Genomic DNA, 18318 nt, shown 5'->3' on the forward strand with positions numbered 1-18318 from the left:
TGTTTAGCCGTTTAGCGTTTTTAATTTTAAATATTTAAGTAATATATGTTTTAACGGTAGTTTTTAAGACCAAATAAAAAATGTTTACAAATTTGAGAGGTATGTTTTCAAAAAAAAGAACAGCTTAAAAAAGCTGCTTACTGCAACTCATTTAATTTTTGGTTTAAAAATTTTAATTAACAATTAATTAAAATTAACATTACAAGAGTAAGGGTTAATTAGTTTTTATACGTCTTGGTAGAAAATAACAAACCTTTAAAAAATATCAATTCTGTACTGCTTATAAAATAGTATCAGTATTACATATACAACATAACCTTTCTTTATACTTTGTTTTTAAGTGTGAAAATTTTTGAATTAGTCAATCAATAAAAAAATGAAAGAATGTTGTTTAAAGGGCTATTTTTAGTGGGTAGCCCTTTTTTAATAAATAAAAAATAAATCGTACTAAATAACGATTAAAAAATAAATGTTGTGAGTGTTAAAGAACAAGTTTTAGTAGATAAAAGTTTAGAAAATTATTTTCAACAGTTTTCTAAAGGAGTAGTAGGTAACAAACATTACTTTAAAACCCTATACGGCCAACAAAAATTAGTATATGCAGATTGGATTGCGAGTGGAAGATTATATGCTCCTATTGAAGAAAAAATGCAATATAATATTGGTCCTATGGTGGCAAATACACATTCTTTCTCTAGCGAAACCGGTAAAGCATCTACCTACGCATATAAATTAGCTCGTAAAATAATTAAAGAACACGTAAACGCAAATGAAGATGATATTTTAGTAACTACTGGCACTGGTATGACTGGTGCAATTGTAAAATTACAACGCATAATTGGTCTGCGTAAAAGCTTTAAACATAAACCTAATAAGCAAGACAGGCCTGTGGTTTTTATAACGCATATGGAGCATCATTCAAACCACGTTTCTTGGATGGAAACCCTAGCAGATGTAGTTATTTTAGACTGTGATGAAAATAAACTTGTAGATGTAAACAGCCTAGAACAAAAATTATTAGAATATGCAGATAGACCTATAAAAATTGGTGCTTTTACAGCTTGTTCTAATGTTACCGGTATTATAACACCTTACCAAGAGTTGGCTAAAATAATGCACAAACATAACGGATATTGTGTGGTAGACTTTGCAGCTTCTGCACCCTATGTAAAAATGGATATGCACCCAGCAGATCCAGAAGCTTATTTAGATGCTATTGCATTTTCTCCGCATAAATTTTTAGGTGGCCCTGGTAGTTGCGGCGTATTGGTTTTTAATAAAAAGTTATATAATGCTAAGTGTCCAGATACTCCAGGAGGAGGAAACGTAAAATGGACAAATCCTTGGGGTAGTTATAGTTATTTTGATGATATTGAGGTTAAAGAAGATGGAGGTACACCTGGTTTTTTACAAACAATAAGGGCTGCTTTAGCAATTAGGCTAAAGGATCAAATGGAAGTAACAAAAATTCATAAAAGAGAAGAAGAATTATTACAATTAAGCTACCAGAAATTAAGTGAAATAAATGGACTAGAAATTTTGGGAAGTACAGATGTACCAAGAATTGGTTGTATTTCTTTTACTATAAAAAATATTCACTACAATCTTATAGTACGCTTATTAAATGATAGATTTGGTATACAAGTTAGAGGAGGTTGGTCATGCGCTAGTACTTATGGTCATTATTTATTTGATATAGATAAAAAAGAATCTAAAAAAATAACACGTAACATTATACAAAAAGACCTCACCAACAAACCTGGTTGGGTACGTTTGTCTTTGCACCCATTAATGACTAATGAAGATATAATTTTTATTAGTGATGCCTTAAAAGAGATACAAAAGAAAATTGCACTGTGGAAATGTGATTATCAATACAATTCTAATACCAATGAGTGGGATTGTCTACAAAGAGGAGATCAAGAAATTAAACAAGAAGTTTGCAAATGGTTTAGTTTGTAGCTACTTAACAAGAACTTAATTTAGTTTTTATTTCTAGAAAACGCTGGTAACTTTAATTGTTACTGGCGTTTTCGCTTTTATCTTTTTTACTTTACATCTAATTAGTAATCTATAAACATTGTTTTGGGTCGTCGTATACTAATATTAAATAAAGGTTTTGTTAATCTAAACCTAATATTAACTTGACCTTGGTAAGGTATTTTAGCTGTTTGTAAAAATGGCGATGAAAACGAAATTTTATATAGTATACCTCCTGTTATTAGCTTCTTTGTATGGCTACTCTCAACAATTAAAGTTTATAAATTATACTACAGACCAAGGATTGTCTAACAATTCTGTTCTAGATATTGTAAATGATAACGATGGCGGATTATGGATGGCTACTTGGGATGGACTTAATTATTTTGACGGTTACACCTTTACAACATTTAAACACAATATTAACGATCCAAAATCTTTACAAAGTAATTACTTAACTAATATAGAAAAAGATAAAAACGGTTTTATATGGACCTTTAGTAATGAGGGCTTAATTAGTAAATACATAGGTAATAATGAGTTTAAACACTACAAATTTAGCCAAAGACCTAGAGCAATGTACGCATCTACAAGTGGTGTTATTAACGTTTGGGTTGGTAATAAAATTTATAAATATAGCAATGGTAGTTTTGTAGGGGGCGCAGATGGTGCATCTAAAAACAAGGAAAAAAACGAATTAGAAAAAATACTTTTAGCTAAATATCCTAACGTAGTTATAAATGATGTTCTAAAGGATAAAGATGGTAATTTATGGTTTGCTACCTTTAAAAATGGTATTTACATTATACCTAATCATGTAAACAATTTAACTACAAGCTTAATACATAATTATACTTACGATGCTTATACGCCATATACTTTTTTTAGTAATGAAATTACATCATTAAACCAAGATGTTTATGGTAATGTTTGGTTAGGTCAAAAAGATGGAGGTTTAGCTATGGCATATGCAGGCTCACAAGAAATTTCGTCTGTTATACCACATCCTAATAGATTTCCTCACTTACCTGTAGAAACCACAAGAGCCATAACCAAAGATGTAGATGGTAATATTTGGATAGGTTATTACAATAGCGGATTATACCATTATAGCCAAAAAACAAAATGTTATTTAAAATTTGCTGTAAAAGAGTCTACATATAATGATGAGTGGGAGCGTATAAGAAGTCTTTATACCGCTAAAGATGGTAGTATTTGGGTAGGTACATATGCAGGTATTTTGCGTATTAAAAATAATAGTTATATCACTTTTGAAGCTGCTAATATACCAGAGTTGCCCAACAACAGAAGTTATTCTTTTTATGAAGATGATACCAATGTATTATGGATTGCCTGTTGGGGAGGTATAGCCAAATACAATATAAAATCTCAAAAATTTGAAACATTTAAGGGACAAAAAAACTTTGAAAACTACAATATAAGAAACATAAAAAAAGATGGTAATAATTTAGTAATTGCTACCGAACAAGATGGCGTTTTTATTTTAGATCTTACCACGGGTAAACATAAACAACTTACAAAAAAGAGTGGTATTTTAGGTAATAGCGTTTATTCTCTTTTTATAGACCATACCACATCAAATTATTGGATAGCATCACTAGGAGGTGTAAGTGTGTATAATAAGCAAAAAGGAGTTGTAAAAAATATTACAGATGCCAATGGTTTACCAAGCCATATGGTGTACGGTATTCTAGATAATCAAAATCAAATATGGGTAAGTACAACTAAAGGAATAGCTGTTATAGATAAAAACACATACCAAGTAACTCCGTTTAATCCTAAAGAAGGTTGGCAAGCACCAGAATTTTCTGAAGGAGCCTACTATAAAGACAACAAAGGATTATTATTTTTTGGTGGCGTAATAGGACTTAATTATTTTAACCCTAATGCACTTGCCATACAACCTAATACAGCTAAATTAAAAGTACAAGTAAATAACAAATCTATAACCAACAAGGTAATTAATAAAAAACATAGCAATAACACTGTAAATGTAACAGTAACTCCTATTGTATTTCCAGTACGTAAAGCAAGTACTTACTATTATAAATTACAAGGTAAAAACACAGACTGGGTTTTAGCTCAAGGAAAACAAAATATAGCATATCAAAATTTAGCTTCCGGTAATTATACTTTTCTATTAAAAAATAATTTAAATGATACGCCGCAGGAGGTTTTTAGTTTAAAAATTGAAAAAGCATTTTATGAGACCATTAGTTTTTTTGTTTTAATATTAATGCTAGTGGTATGTATAGGATTGTTGTTTATTTATTTAAAAAATAAAACTGCAAAAGCAAAACACAAAAAGCTTGAGGAACAAATAACAGCAAGAACAAAACTTATAGAAAAACAGAAACAAGATTTACTAAAAATTAATAGTGAGCTAGATGATAAAAACCAAGAAATTATTCTTCAAAAAGAAAAACTCCTAAACTTACACAACAATTTAAAAAATCAGGATTTTGAGGTAGATAAGTTTAAAACTTTTGTGCTTTCTCAATTTCAGCAGCCATTATCGGTAATATTAAAAATGGCAAATGAAATTAAACAAAACCAAGAACCAAAAACAGAAATATTACAACAATCTGGTAAAATAATAGATTTAATATCAGAATGGAACTATTTAGATCATATTAAAGAGTTAGGAGACGTTAAGTTAACCTCTGTAAAATTATTACCTATTTTAAAAGAAATAGCTACTAGTGTAAAAGATAAATTAAAACAAAATAACGCAAATTTTAATGCACAAATAGATAAAAGTATTAATTGGGTAGAGGTAGACCTATTAAGGCTAAAACTATTATTAAAATATATTTTTAATGATATAGTAAAGTACTCAGAAGCCAAAAGCTTATTAGATGTAGCTATTGTTTTACAAGAAAATACATTGCAATTTACAGTAACGTCTAACAGTACAGTTTTACAAAGTAATGTAAAAAATATAATAAACTATAGTCCGTACTACAAAGCATTTTTAGTACTTATAAAGGACCTTAATGGTACTTGTAACTTAAATGAAACAGGTAACTTTAGTTATAGTTTTACTTTACCAGTTTCAGTAATGGAAAACAGCACAAAAGCTGTAGAAACAATTTCATGGAAACATTTAGATATAAAAGAAAAACTTCCAGCCAATAAAAATAAAATTCTAGTATTTACTAGTACATCAAATTTTAATATATCTAGTCAGTTATTGCAAAATCAAGATAATTACTTGTTGTTTGAAGATGTAGTAACCAACCTTTCATCAGCATTAAAACAATTACAGATAGATGTTTTAGTTTTTTACCAAGTAAGCTTTACTAAAGAAATAGCCTATTTTTTACAGAAATACAAAGAAATTCCTAAAAAGGATAGAGTTCCGTTAGTGTACATATCAGAAGAAATTAACTATGCATTGCAAGAAACCTCATTAGAGTTTGGTATAGATGTGGTAATACAATTACCGGCTAGTAAGTTTTTTATTAGCAATAAAATTACGTCTTTAATTAACAGGAGTGCAGGTCGTGGGCACAATAAGTTTCAGCAAGAAATTTTTAAAATTTTAACAGAAGAAAACGACCTACAATCTAGCAATGAAAAACTTTTAAAACGAAGTTTAGAAATTATAAAAGAAGAATTGCCCAACCCATCCTTTAATGTAGAGAAACTAATATCTATCTTAGAAATATCTAGAATTAAATGCTATAGATTGTTTAAAGAGCAATTGGGGCAATCTCCGTCAGATGTAATTACTTCTTTACGTCTACAAAAAGCAGAATACCTACTTAAAAACAAAAAATTTAATATCTCTGAAATTGGGTTTGAGTGTGGTTATAGCGATAGCAAATATTTTGGGCGCACATTTAAAAAGCATTTTGGTGTAAGTCCTAAAACGTACAAAGAACAAAAAACATAAAATTTATTGTTTGCTTAGGATTAGCTATATGTTAGGTTAATGTTACTGTAACAAAAGTCCTATTTTTTGATGCTCAAATAGCACTTTTTGCACTAATAGTCCGCCTGTATGAAACAATTTTCCCCCCTTTAAAAAACACCACACAATACATTTGAGCAAAACAAAAAACTATAAATTAAAATGAAAAAATTATACTTTTTTCTAACGCTCAGTTTAGGGTGTTTATCTACCATGCTAGCGCAGGTAACAGTAAAAGGCACAGTAGTGTCTAATGCAGACGGATTACCAATTTCTGGAGCATCAGTAACTATTAAAGGTAAAACTACAACAGGTACTGCAACAGATTTTGATGGTAATTTTACATTAGAATTAAAAGAAGAAAACGGCGTACTTGTGGTCTCTTCTTTAGGCTTTGCTAGTAAAGAAGTTGCTTATAATGGTAACCAAACTATTTCTGTTGGTTTAGATGAAGCAACAAATTCTTTAGATGAGGTTGTACTTATTGGTTACGGATCTACAAAAAAAGGAGATTTAACTTCAGCAATTGGTACAGCAGCTAATGTAGGTACAATTACAAGCAGACCTGTTAGTAATTATAAAGAGTTTTTACAAGGTAATATAGCAGGTGTTACGGTATTAAGTTCTGGTGGAGATCCAACTAGTACTGCCAGTATTAAAATTAGAGGTATTGGTACATTAAACTCAGAGTCTCCATTGGTTGTTGTTGATGGATTACCATACAACGGCCCAGAAATTAACCCAAATGATATTGCTTCTATATCTGTATTAAAAGATGCCGCTTCTGCTGCCATTTATGGTGCACAGGCTGCCTCTGGTGTAATTGTTATAGAAACTAAAAAAGGTAAAAAAGGTAAACCTAGGTTAAATGTTAACTATTATACAGGTATTAAAACGGCCGCTAATTTGCCTACTCCTTTAACAGCACAACAACAGGCAGACGTATATAATTTAGCAGCAGATAATGCTGGTGTACCAAGACAGTCTGCTCATGATGCCGCGCAAAACCCATACGGACAAGTAAACCGCACCAATTGGATTGACGCAATTTTTAGAGATGCTACTGTAAATAATTTAAATATAGATTTAAGTGGGGCAGGAGAAAAGTTTAATTATTACACTTCTTTTACATTTAGAGACAGAGAAGGTGTATTAGAAGGTACAAGTTCTCAAAACTATAGTTTAAGATTAAAAGCAGATTTTAATATTACAGATAAAATTACAGTAGGAGAAAATATTTATTTCTCTAGAGATGAAGCCTATGGTACTAATACAGATAATCCATATTCTGGTACTATAATAAACGCAATTTATATGCCTTCTGCATCACCAACACGTTATGAGGATGGTAGTTTTTCGGGTGTTGTACCAGAGAGTTTATCACAGTTTGCAGGTGCTTACGGAGATGTTTACAACCCATTAGCTTTATTGTTAAGACCAACAAAAGAGTCTCCTAAAACATTTATAAATGCAAACGTATATTTTAAGTATGATTTGTTAGATGGTTTAGCATTTAAATCAAGCTACTCATATTCTTATAGAGATAATAAAACAAAAGAATTTTATCCTCGTGTACCAGAATTAGGGCGTAGTAACAGTCAAAATTCATTATTACAAACAAGTAATACCCAAAATAAATGGATTTGGGACAACCAGCTTTCGTATAATAAATCTTTTGGAAACCATAATTTAAATGCAACAGCAATTTATTCTGCTCAAAAAACAAAAGGAGATTATATATACTTGCGTGGAACAGGTTTTTCATCTGAAGAACCATTCAATCAATATTTACAAAATGCAGAACTTATAAATAAACCTAGCAACAACCCTTTTGAAGAAGCTTTAACTTCTGCTATTGGTAGAGTTATGTATAACTATAACAATAAGTATTACATTTCTGGTAGTATACGTACAGATGAGTCATCTAGGTTAGCTGTAGAAAATCAGTCAGATACTTTTACTTCTGTATCTGCTGGATGGAGAATTTCTAACGAGTCTTTCTTTAATATACCTGCAATTAACGATTTAAAACTGAGAGCATCTTGGGGAGAAATAGGTAACATACAATCTATTAGTGGTTATTACCCTTTTGATGTTCCTGTGGCAAGTGGTAATGTAGTTATGGGTGAAAATGGTGCTTATTTTGATAATGTTGGTAGTTACGTACAAAGAAACGCTAACAGAGATTTAAAATGGGAAACAGCAGAGTCTTTAGATTTTGGTTTAGATGCATCTTTATTTAACAATAGCTTAAGTTTAACTGTAGATTATTTTGAGAAAACAACAAAAGGAATGATAATTCCTGGTTTAGCAGATATTAACCAAGGTATTTCCCCTGCAGATGTAAATGGCGGACAAGTAAAAAATACTGGTTTAGAGGTTTCTGCTACATATACAAATACAAATGGTAAGTTAAATTATAGCATTAATGCTAATGCAACAACTATTAAAAATGAGTTAGAGAACTTAGACGGTTATGCATCAATTGGTCAAGATATTTTTTATCATAATGACAATGTAAGAAGCGTGTTAGTACCTTACCAAACACAGGTTGGTGGTGCATTATACACACCATTTTTAATACCACAATTGGGTATATTTAATACACAAGCAGAAATAGATGCATATACTAAAGATGGTAACTTAATACAACCTAACGCTAGGCCTGGAGATTTTAAATTTCAGGACACTAATAATGATGGTAAAATAGGCTCCGAAGACCGTGTGTATTATGATGCTTACCAGCCAAAATTAACTTACAATTTAGGTGCTAATTTGGACTATAAGGGTTTTGATTTTAATGTTATTTTACAAGGAGTTGCAGGTGTAAAAGCTTTTAATGGTTACAAGTTTACAACGTATAACGCTGCATTGTCTGGTTATAATTTAGATAACAGAGTATTAGATGCTTGGTCACCTACAAATACAAATACAGATATTCCTGTTATTTCTACAAAAGATGATAATAAAAACTTTGGAACTGCATCTAGTTGGTATTTAGAAGATGCATCATACTTACGTATTAAAAACGTAACCTTAGGATATACTTTTAACAACAAGGTAATGGATAAATTATCTAAAGGATCATCATTAAGAATGTATGTGTCCGGAGAAAACTTAGTAACGTTTACTAAATATTCAGGTTTAGATCCAGAAGTAGGTGGTAAAGGACTAGATATTGCTAAATATCCAGTAGCAAAAACATTCACATTAGGATTATTACTGTCATTATAATCTCACTAAAAAAAGAATACAATGAAAAATACATATAAAAAATTAGGGTTAGTTGCTTTGGGTGTTTTAGGGTTAAATTTAACCTCTTGCTCAGACGATTTTACAAACTTAGAACCATTGGGTAAGGTGTCTAATGAGAGTTTTTGGAAAACAGAAACAGATGCAATACAGGCTGCAAATGGTTTGTACCAATTAATGGAAGACCAAGAAATGTTTGGTAGAGGTTTTTTCTGGTACATTAACGCCTCTGATGATATGATTACTGGGCGTATTAAAGCCACAGCAGACGTAATTAAAGATTTTAATATTGATGGTAGTGAGGGGAGTTATACCTCTACTTGTTACACAAAATCTTACCAAGTTATTAGACGTGCTAATGATATTTTGTTAAACGTTCCAGAAATGGAAATATCAGATGACATTAAAAATCGTGTTTTAGGTGAAGCATATTTTATGCGTGCCTTTAGCTACTTTTGGGTAGCACATACATATGGTGATGATGTTAATGGTGGTGTACCAATTATTACAGTAGATAATATGTTTGATGAAGGAGGTAGTTATGCAAGACCTGCTTCTGTTGTAGAAAACTACAAGCAAATTGAAGAGGATTTAAAAATGGCAGCAGATTTGTTACCGTTGTTTACAGACTATAGTGCAGAAGATTATGGGCGTCCTCATAAAGATGCTGCCCTAGGTTATTTAGCTAAAACAAACTTATACTGGGCAGCATATGATGCCTCTAGGTATGCAGAGGTCGTAAAGTATGCAGATGCAGTTGCAACATCTGGTTCTGGAAGAGCTTTAATAGATACAGATAACCCTGCTGTAGATTACAGAGAACTACATAGCCACTTAAATAATTGGACAAGCGAATATATTTGGTCTGTAAATTCTGGTGTAGATCGTGGTAGTATTTTATCTGGTGTGATGCTAGAAAACAAAGGCTGGGGTAAATACAACGGTTGGGGTTATTACACTCCGTCTGAAGGGTTGTATAATGAGTACGAAACAGGAGACGTACGTAGAGGTGTTACTATTTTAAATTTTGGTGATGAATTTAAGTACTTTGGGGAAGATAGAAGATACCAATCTGAAAACTCAATCTCTGGTTTCCAGTTTAATAAATATATGTATGAGTTTCAGTTTGAAAACCCTATTGGTCAATATTTAAATCCAAACGGAGACAATCCAACTACTGTTTACAATGTGCCACTAATGCGCTACGCAGAGGTGTTGTTAATGAAAGCCGAAGCCTTAATTGCAGACGGTAAAAATGGAGATGCACCATTAAATATGGTTAGAGATAGAGCTGGTTTAGCACCAATAACTAATGCAACTATAGAGGACCTTAAACACGAGCGTAGAGTAGAGTTGGCTGGTGAGTTTGCAAACAGGCATTTTGATTTGGTTCGTTGGGGAGATGCAGCTGCTACCTATGCACAACCAATTTACGGCAGAGTTTACACAGATAGGTCTAACCCAGATTCTCCATACACGTCAGAAATAGTATGGCCTGCCAGAAATTTTGATGCATCTTATATGAATGTGTGGCCAATACCTAACACAGTAATAGAATCATCTGGAATACCACAAAATAAAGGCTGGTAAAATAATAAAGTTTCAATTAGTTTTTTTAACAAGGAAAGGGTGCTGTAATTGCGCAGCACCTTTTTTATAATACACTCATATGTTCACATTTAAGAAAAAATGTATCATTCTTCTCGTTAGCTTTTTTTCAATAATTTCTTTTGCTCAAAAAGAAAATGAAATTCTTATTCATTCTCATAATGATTATTTACAAAATGTGCCTTTTTGGAATGCTTTGTCTAGCGGAGCTAATATTATAGAAGCAGATGTTTGGCTTACTAAAAACAATTTATTTGTTGCACATACAAAAAATGAAATAATACCAAGTAATACGCTGCAAAGCTTGTACTTAAACCCTTTGCAACAGGCGGTAAAAAACAATCAGTTAACAACGTCTAATTTAATAGTAATGATAGATGTTAAGTCTGATGCAGAAAAAACAATAAACAAAATTATATCGATCTTAAAAAAGTATACAGATTTAACTACGCACAAAAATATTAAGTTTTTAATATCTGGTAACAGACCTAAACCAAGTACATATTATACGTATCCTAATTATATTTATTTTGATCATCAGGAGCTAAACAATAACCTAACTTCTAAAAATTGGGATAAAGTTGGTATGGTTAGCACAAGTTTTAAACAATATAGTGTATGGAATGGTAAAGGTAGATTAACACACACAGATTTTGATGTGGTAAGCAATGTAATAGCATCTGCTAAAAAATTAAATAAGCCTTTTAGGTTTTGGGCAACACCAGACTCTAAAACAGCATGGAGAACATTTGTAGATTTGGGTGTAGATGTTATTAATACAGATATGCCATACAAATGTGCTACCTACACAAAAACATTAGATAACCGTACAGTAACAACTCAAACTTTATCAGAAACTTATATACCTACTTATGCTTCTGATAATAAAAACAAGCCAATAAAAAACGTTATTTTAATGATTGGTGACGGTATGGGCTTGTCTCAAATAACGGCAGCAACAATTGCAAATAAAGGGCAATTAACACTTACGCAGTTAAAATCTGTTGGGTTACTAAAAACCCAATCTGCAGATGATCTAGTTACAGACTCTGCTGCTGCTGGTACTGCCATTGCTACTGGTCAAAAAACAAATAATAGGGCTATTGGTACAGATATTAATGGTAACCCTTTGCCTACTTTAGTAGAAATATTAGCAAAAGCTAATTTTTATACAGGTATTATAACTACAGATAAAATAACAGGGGCAACACCTTCTTCATTTTATGCAAAAGCAATAGATAGAGATAATACAGCACAAATAGCAAAAGATTTATTAAAAAGCGATCTTCATTTTTTTGCTGGTGGCGGGGCTAGCTTGTATAAAAATTTACCTTTAAATAAGCAATATACTATTGTAGATCATATATCTAAAGTAGGAGATAATACCTCTAAAAAACTAGGTGTATTTTTAGCAGATTCAGGAGTGCCATCTGTAATGGATGGTAGAGGTAATTTATTAGCCGAAACTACCAAACAAGCATTATTATACTTAAACAATAAAAACAAACCATTTTTTTTAATGGTAGAGGCAGCACAAATAGACTCGTTTGGGCACCATAATAATACTAAAGGTATTGTAACAGAGACCATAGATTTTGATAAAGCAATTACAGAAGCAATAAAGTTTGCAGATAGTAATGAAGAAACCTTAGTAATTATAACTGCAGATCATGAAACATCTGGTTTTGGTATTGCAAGTGGTAACGGTAACCACCAAAAAGTAGAAGGTGACTTTATAACTCATGACCATACCGCTACAATGGTTCCTGTTTTTGCTTACGGACCAAAGTCTAACAATTTTACAGGAGTTTTTGAAAACACAGAGGTGTTTTATAAAATATTAGAGGCATTAGAAGTAAAAAAATAGTTTTTTAATATTTCGTTTTTTAGTTTATTAGGCGTGGCAAAGTTTTTTGTCGCGCCTTTTAACTTTTAAAAAGTAGTACTCTTTTTAGTTTTAAGATAGAAAAATATAAAAATAAATTACTGTCTGTTTTATCATTTACTTTAGATCTTAAAATGTAAAAAGCTTTGGTAATTTGGGCTTCTACTGTTTTTATAGATATATTTAAATACTCTGCTATTTCTATATTAGTTAAACCTTCTTGTTTACTTAATAAAAATACATTTTTACACTTAGGAGGTAAATTTTGTATTTCTTGCTTTACCTTTTTAATAAGACTGTCAAAAGATATAACATCTGTTTCTTCTACTAAATCATGTAAAGCATCTAAATATTTTTTCTCTAACGGAAAAACATTTTTTTGTTTACGGTAATGGTCTATAAATTCATTATATACAGATTTGTATAAAAAACTCTTTAATGAAAAATTGGCCTTGAGCCTATCTCTTTTGCGCCAAACTCTCATAAAAACATTTTGCACAATATCTTCTGCCTCACTACGGTCATGTGTAAGGTTAAGGGCATAAACACAAAGCTTTTGGTGGTAATCATTTACAAGTTTATTGTATGCAGTTGTATCACCGGCCTTGAGTGCATTTATAAAATTAATGTCGCTATTTAATGTGGGACTCATATAAAAAGACAATAATTGGTTAAATATGTTGCCAATATATAAAAAAGTTTAATAAAATGTTAGGGTTATGTAAAATGCTTACGTATTAAAGTATATATGTTAAAAATATAATGAAAAAGAAAATAACAAAATTAGATAAGTTAATAGTTAAGTACCTTACTAGAGAGTCTACTAAAAAAGAGCTCGATGGTTTAGAGGAGTTACTTAATAACGACTTAAATAATGAAAAGTTTCTAAAGGAATATATAAAAATAAATGTTGTATCAGATTATGTATTACAAAAGTTTAATACAGAAAAAGCAAGGCAACAATTGTTAGATACTATTAAAGAAGATAAAAAGAAAGCAAAGCAAGCTAAAATTTTTACCTTAATAAAATATTCTGCAGCTGCAGCTGTAGCGGTACTTGTAATGTCTGGTATATTTTTTAAAACATCTTTATTTAATAAAACAGGAGCGGAGCCAGTACAAGTATCACATAATATAAAAGTAGGTTCTAATAAGGCAGTATTATCATTAGAAGATGGATCGCTGGTGGTTTTAGAAAATGGTAAAGAGGTTAATGTTGGCAAGGCAAAAAGCAATGGTAAAGAGCTTACTTATAAAAAAGGGAGTAGAAACAGTAAAATTATTTATAATTCTTTAACTATACCACGCGGAGGTGAGTATTCATTACAATTGTCAGATGGAACTAAGGTTTGGTTAAATTCAGAAACAAAAATAAAATACCCAGTACATTTTAAAAAAGGAGAATCTAGGACTGTAGAATTGGTTTACGGCGAAGCTTATTTTGATGTTTCACCAAGTACGCACCATAACGGAGATGGTTTTAATGTGGTTACCAACCAACAAAATATAGCAGTTTTAGGAACTGAGTTTAATGTGAAAGCATATAAAGATGAAAACTTTATATATTCTACTTTAGTAGAAGGCCATATAGTACTAGAAAATGGGACATACAAAGCAGATCTGTTGCCAGGACAACAGGCAGTTATAGCAAACGGAATTTCTGAAAAAGTTGAGGTTTACAACGTAAATGTAGATAATGAAATTGCTTGGAGAAAAGGAGTCTTTAACTTTAAAAATAAATCTTTAAAAGAAATAACAAAAGTATTGTCTAGATGGTATGATGTAGATGTTGTTATAGAAAATAAAGAATTAGAGAATATTAACTTTAAAGGAGTATTAGGAAAAACTCAAGACATAGAAACAATTTTACAAATAATTAAAAACACTAGTAATATAAATGCCTATGAAATAAAAAATAGAACTATTTACATAAAATAAAGGGAACAAAGTTTATGCCGTCCAAAGAATAACACTTTATCCCCCATTTTATTTGAATCTTGATTAATTAAGTAACTAACCAAAAAAACACTCAAATTTATGAAAATTAAATTAATGAATGTTCTCTTCTGCTATAGAAGAAAACTAATGATGACGATTATGAAAGCTTTTATCTTTTTATGGTGTACTGCAATTTTTAGTTTTACCACTACAAATTCGTTCTCACAAAATGCTAAAATTAGTATCAAAGCAGATGCTATAGTTAGCGTAGATATGGTTTTTGATATTATTATGGAGCAAACAGACTATAAATTTATTTATAGTGAAGGCTTTTTTGATGCTTACCCAAAAGTAACACTACATAAAGGAGTTATAAAAGCGAACGCACTGTTAGATAAAACACTAGAAAATAGTGATGTGTCTTATGAATTTTTGCCAAATAAAACAATAGTTATAGTAAAAAAAACAGATAACCTTACTGCTAATATGCAAATGCAAATTAAAGGTAAAGTGTTAGATGAGGGTAATTTACCATTGCTAGGAGTAACTATACTTGTAGAGGGTACAGCAAATGGAGTTACTACAGATTTTGATGGTAATTATGCCATAAAAGCGAAACCAGGTGATGTGTTAAGTTTTTCATATGTAGGTTATCTTACTCAAAAAGTGACTGTTACAGAAAATAAAAGTGTGATTAATGTAGTTTTAAAAGAAAACGTAAATGTTTTAGATGAGGTTACAGTAATTTCTACAGGATATCAGCAAATATCAGAAGAAAGGTCTACTGGTGCTTTTGAAACAATTAAAAAAAGTCAGTTAGACAAGCCAGCCTCTAGTATATCAGAAAGGTTAGTTGGTATGGTTGCTGGTTTACAAAGTACAATTAATGCAGACGGATCGGTAGATTTTCAGATTAGAGGTCAGTCTAGTTTATTTGCAGACCAACAACCTTTAATTGTATTAGATGGCTTTCCTATAGAAGGTGGTTTTGAAACCATTAACCCTAACGATGTAGAAAGTATTACCGTTTTAAAAGATGCTGCTGCTGCTTCTATTTGGGGTGCAAAATCTGCAAATGGTGTAATTGTTGTTACAACAAAAAAAGCAAAACAAGGAAAAACTAATATATCTGTATCTACTTTTGTAAAGGTTTCAGACAAATTAGATTTGGATTATTCTATCGCTTCAGCTTCAGCCAGTGATGTGTTAGCTTATGAGCAATCTGCTTTTGATACTAACTTTTTTGGAAGTCTTTTTGGAGGTCCTCAAGGCGCTAGTCCGTTTAATTTAAATTCATACTCTTTAGGGTTAACGGCTATGAATGAAGCTCGTTTAGGAAGAATAACAGCTTCAGAAAGAGACGCTACATTAGCCACCTTATCTGGATTAAATAATAAAAAGCAGATAGAGAAATATTTATTACAATCTCCTATTACATCACAATATAATATTAGTGTGTCTGGAGGTAGTGATACCATGAAAAATAACTTATCATTATTATATGAGGATAATAAAACTTTCTTTAAGGGAGATGAGCAAAGCAAATACCTTATTAATTATACGAGTAAAATAAAGGTTAATGATAGATTAGATTTTGATTTTGCAGGTATGATGCAGTATAGAGATATAAGAAACAACTCTGGAGAGCAAAATTTATATGGAGAAGGAGATATGCTTAGTACTATTAGGTCTTTAGCTCCTTGGGATATGTTGGTTAATGAAGATGGTAGTAGAACAGATTTATCATATTTAAAGTATTATACACCTAACTTAAATGCTTTTGTGCCTACAGATGCATTTCCGTATTCAGATTGGTCTTATAACCCAATAACCGATGTAGAAAACAGAGATTTTTCTACAAAAAGTTTAAATAGTCGTATACAGGCTGGTTTAAATTTTAAAATTATGGACGGTCTTTCTATTTCATCTAAAATACAGTATGAAATTTTTAAGACTAACGAAGAAAATTATTACAACGAAAAAACCTTTGATGTACGCCAGTTTGTAAACGAAACTTCTGGTTGGAACCGTGATTTTAATACTATACCAACACAAAATATACCTTCTGGTGGTATTTTAAAAAAATCTGACGCAACAATAAATTCTTATAATTTTAGAAATCAGCTTAATTTTAATAGAACATTTGCAGACAAGCATACTATTAACTTTATAGCAGGTACAGAACTGTCTAACAGAGTATATAAGAGTACAGTGCACCCAGATTCTTTTGGTTATAGTGATGAAACTTTAGCATCATCAGAACTGTTAAACCCTGTGCAATCTGCTACAATGTGGAATGGTTTTCCATTGCGTTTTGCTAGTTTCTATTATCCGTTTAACTTAACACCAACTAGTACTTACCAAGAAAATACAAACAGATTCTTTTCATTATTTGGTAACCTTGGTTATACTTTTAATAATAAATATACCATAACTGGTAGTTATAGAACAGATGCATCAAACCTAATAACAGACGATCCATCATTTAGGTACAATCCGTTTTGGTCTGTAGGTGGTAGCTGGAAAGCGCACAAAGAAGGTTTTTTAAATGATGTAGAATGGTTAAATAGGTTAAACTTAAGGGCAACCTATGGTTTTAATGGTAATGTAGACAGGTCTACTTCGTTTAAACCACTAATTGCTTTAGGCTCTTCATTAAATGTTTTTACACAAGAAAACACTGCAACCATATCTAGTTTTGGTAACCCAACACTTAGATGGGAAAAAACCAAAACTTTAAATTTTGGTGTAGATTTTTCATTATTTAAAAGCAGACTTAACGGTTCTGTAGATGTTTATAATAAGCAAAGTTTTGATTTAATTGTTTCACAGTCTATTGCATCTGTAAACGGTACAACTAACCAAAAATTTAATAATGGTGAAATGTATAACAGAGGTATAGAGGTAACACTTGGTACCACTTTACCTATTAGCGGTAATGATGTAGTTTGGACCGGTTCTGTTAATTATGCTTATAATAACAATAAGGTTACTAATTTCTTTAAAACTAATTATCAAGCCCCAGAATTATATAGCGGACCAACAACATCTTACGTAGAGGGGTATAACGCCAATACGTTATGGTCATACCAATATTCAGGTTTAACCAATGTGGGCACAGATGCCAATCCGGTATTAAAACCATCTGTTGTAGGTGAAGGAGGAACTCCTATAACATTAATTAGTTGGCCACAAGGTAATGCTATAGAATATATGGAGTCTCAAGGTACTTTAGTAGCACCTACCACAGTAGGTATGAGAAACTCTTTTAAAATTTATGATTTTGATTTATCATTTATAGTAACAGGTAAATTTGGACACGTATTTAGAAGACAAGGCTTTAACTATAACTCATTAGCAAGCGGTGGTAATACACAAGTTAATGAAAAGTATAGTGAAGTAGCTAACGGAGATCCAAACCAAATATTACCTATACCTGAAGAAGAAGGACGTTATTTTTTTTATGATCGTTTTCATCCTTATATGGATTATTTAACCGAAGATGCATCACACATAAGATTTCAAGAAATTAGTTTATCATATTCTTTACCATCTAAAGTTGTTAGTGATTTGGGTATTAATGCCTTACGTTTTTACGCACAAGCTAATAATGTTGGTACTATTTTATTTAACGATTTTGGAGAAGACCCAGAGTATCCTAAAGGAGGTTTACGCTTACAAAGCTCATTAACTTTTGGAATGAATTTAAACTTTTAAA

The 18318-nt window shown here is 31.1% G+C and carries 8 protein-coding genes; 7 read left to right on the forward strand and 1 reads right to left on the reverse strand.

Features of this window, described 5'->3' with window-relative positions:
- Positions 1-474: 474 nt before the first annotated feature.
- The 5 genes from PBN93_RS12235 (at position 475) to PBN93_RS12255 (ending at position 12644) form a co-directional block, all read left to right on the forward strand.
- Positions 475-1962: an aminotransferase class V-fold PLP-dependent enzyme gene (locus PBN93_RS12235; protein WP_077403018.1), complete on the forward strand. Its 1488-nt coding sequence runs from the start codon at positions 475-477 to the stop codon at positions 1960-1962.
- Positions 1963-2185: 223 nt separating this feature from the next.
- On the forward strand, positions 2186-5899 hold the full coding sequence (locus PBN93_RS12240; RefSeq protein WP_271080768.1) for a two-component regulator propeller domain-containing protein: 3714 nt from the start codon (positions 2186-2188) through the stop codon (positions 5897-5899).
- Between the two features lie 180 nt (positions 5900-6079).
- Positions 6080-9151 (forward strand): SusC/RagA family TonB-linked outer membrane protein, encoded by a 3072-nt coding sequence (locus PBN93_RS12245; protein WP_271080769.1) that lies wholly within the window; start codon positions 6080-6082, stop codon positions 9149-9151.
- Positions 9152-9172: 21 nt separating this feature from the next.
- Positions 9173-10759: a RagB/SusD family nutrient uptake outer membrane protein gene (locus tag PBN93_RS12250; protein ID WP_077403027.1), complete on the forward strand. Its 1587-nt coding sequence runs from the start codon at positions 9173-9175 to the stop codon at positions 10757-10759.
- Between the two features lie 79 nt (positions 10760-10838).
- Positions 10839-12644: an alkaline phosphatase gene (locus tag PBN93_RS12255; RefSeq protein WP_077403030.1), complete on the forward strand. Its 1806-nt coding sequence runs from the start codon at positions 10839-10841 to the stop codon at positions 12642-12644.
- A gap of 58 nt (positions 12645-12702) precedes the next feature.
- Here PBN93_RS12255 and PBN93_RS12260 read toward each other — a convergent pair whose 3' ends face one another.
- Positions 12703-13314 (reverse strand): RNA polymerase sigma factor, encoded by a 612-nt coding sequence (locus PBN93_RS12260; RefSeq protein WP_271080770.1) that lies wholly within the window; start codon positions 13312-13314, stop codon positions 12703-12705.
- A 110-nt stretch (positions 13315-13424) separates the two neighbouring features.
- Between PBN93_RS12260 and PBN93_RS12265 the strand changes: the two genes are divergently transcribed.
- On the forward strand, positions 13425-14600 hold the full coding sequence (locus PBN93_RS12265) for a FecR family protein (RefSeq protein WP_077403034.1): 1176 nt from the start codon (positions 13425-13427) through the stop codon (positions 14598-14600).
- A 99-nt stretch (positions 14601-14699) separates the two neighbouring features.
- Positions 14700-18317: a SusC/RagA family TonB-linked outer membrane protein gene (locus PBN93_RS12270; RefSeq protein ID WP_245799615.1), complete on the forward strand. Its 3618-nt coding sequence runs from the start codon at positions 14700-14702 to the stop codon at positions 18315-18317.
- Position 18318: the final 1 nt, after the last annotated feature.

This window comes from Cellulophaga omnivescoria, assembly GCF_027915275.1.
GTDB classification, from domain to species: Bacteria; Bacteroidota; Bacteroidia; order Flavobacteriales; family Flavobacteriaceae; genus Cellulophaga; species Cellulophaga omnivescoria.

Coding starts and splice junctions, on each gene's coding strand:
- PBN93_RS12265 (WP_077403034.1), top strand. CDS start 13,425: ATGAAAAAGAAAATAACAAAATTAGATAAGTTAATAGTTAAGTACCTT.
- PBN93_RS12255 (WP_077403030.1), top strand. CDS start 10,839: ATGTTCACATTTAAGAAAAAATGTATCATTCTTCTCGTTAGCTTTTTT.
- PBN93_RS12245 (WP_271080769.1), top strand. CDS start 6,080: ATGAAAAAATTATACTTTTTTCTAACGCTCAGTTTAGGGTGTTTATCT.
- PBN93_RS12250 (WP_077403027.1), top strand. CDS start 9,173: ATGAAAAATACATATAAAAAATTAGGGTTAGTTGCTTTGGGTGTTTTA.
- PBN93_RS12260 (WP_271080770.1), bottom strand. CDS start 13,314: ATGAGTCCCACATTAAATAGCGACATTAATTTTATAAATGCACTCAAG.
- PBN93_RS12240 (WP_271080768.1), top strand. CDS start 2,186: ATGAAAACGAAATTTTATATAGTATACCTCCTGTTATTAGCTTCTTTG.
- PBN93_RS12270 (WP_245799615.1), top strand. CDS start 14,700: ATGAAAATTAAATTAATGAATGTTCTCTTCTGCTATAGAAGAAAACTA.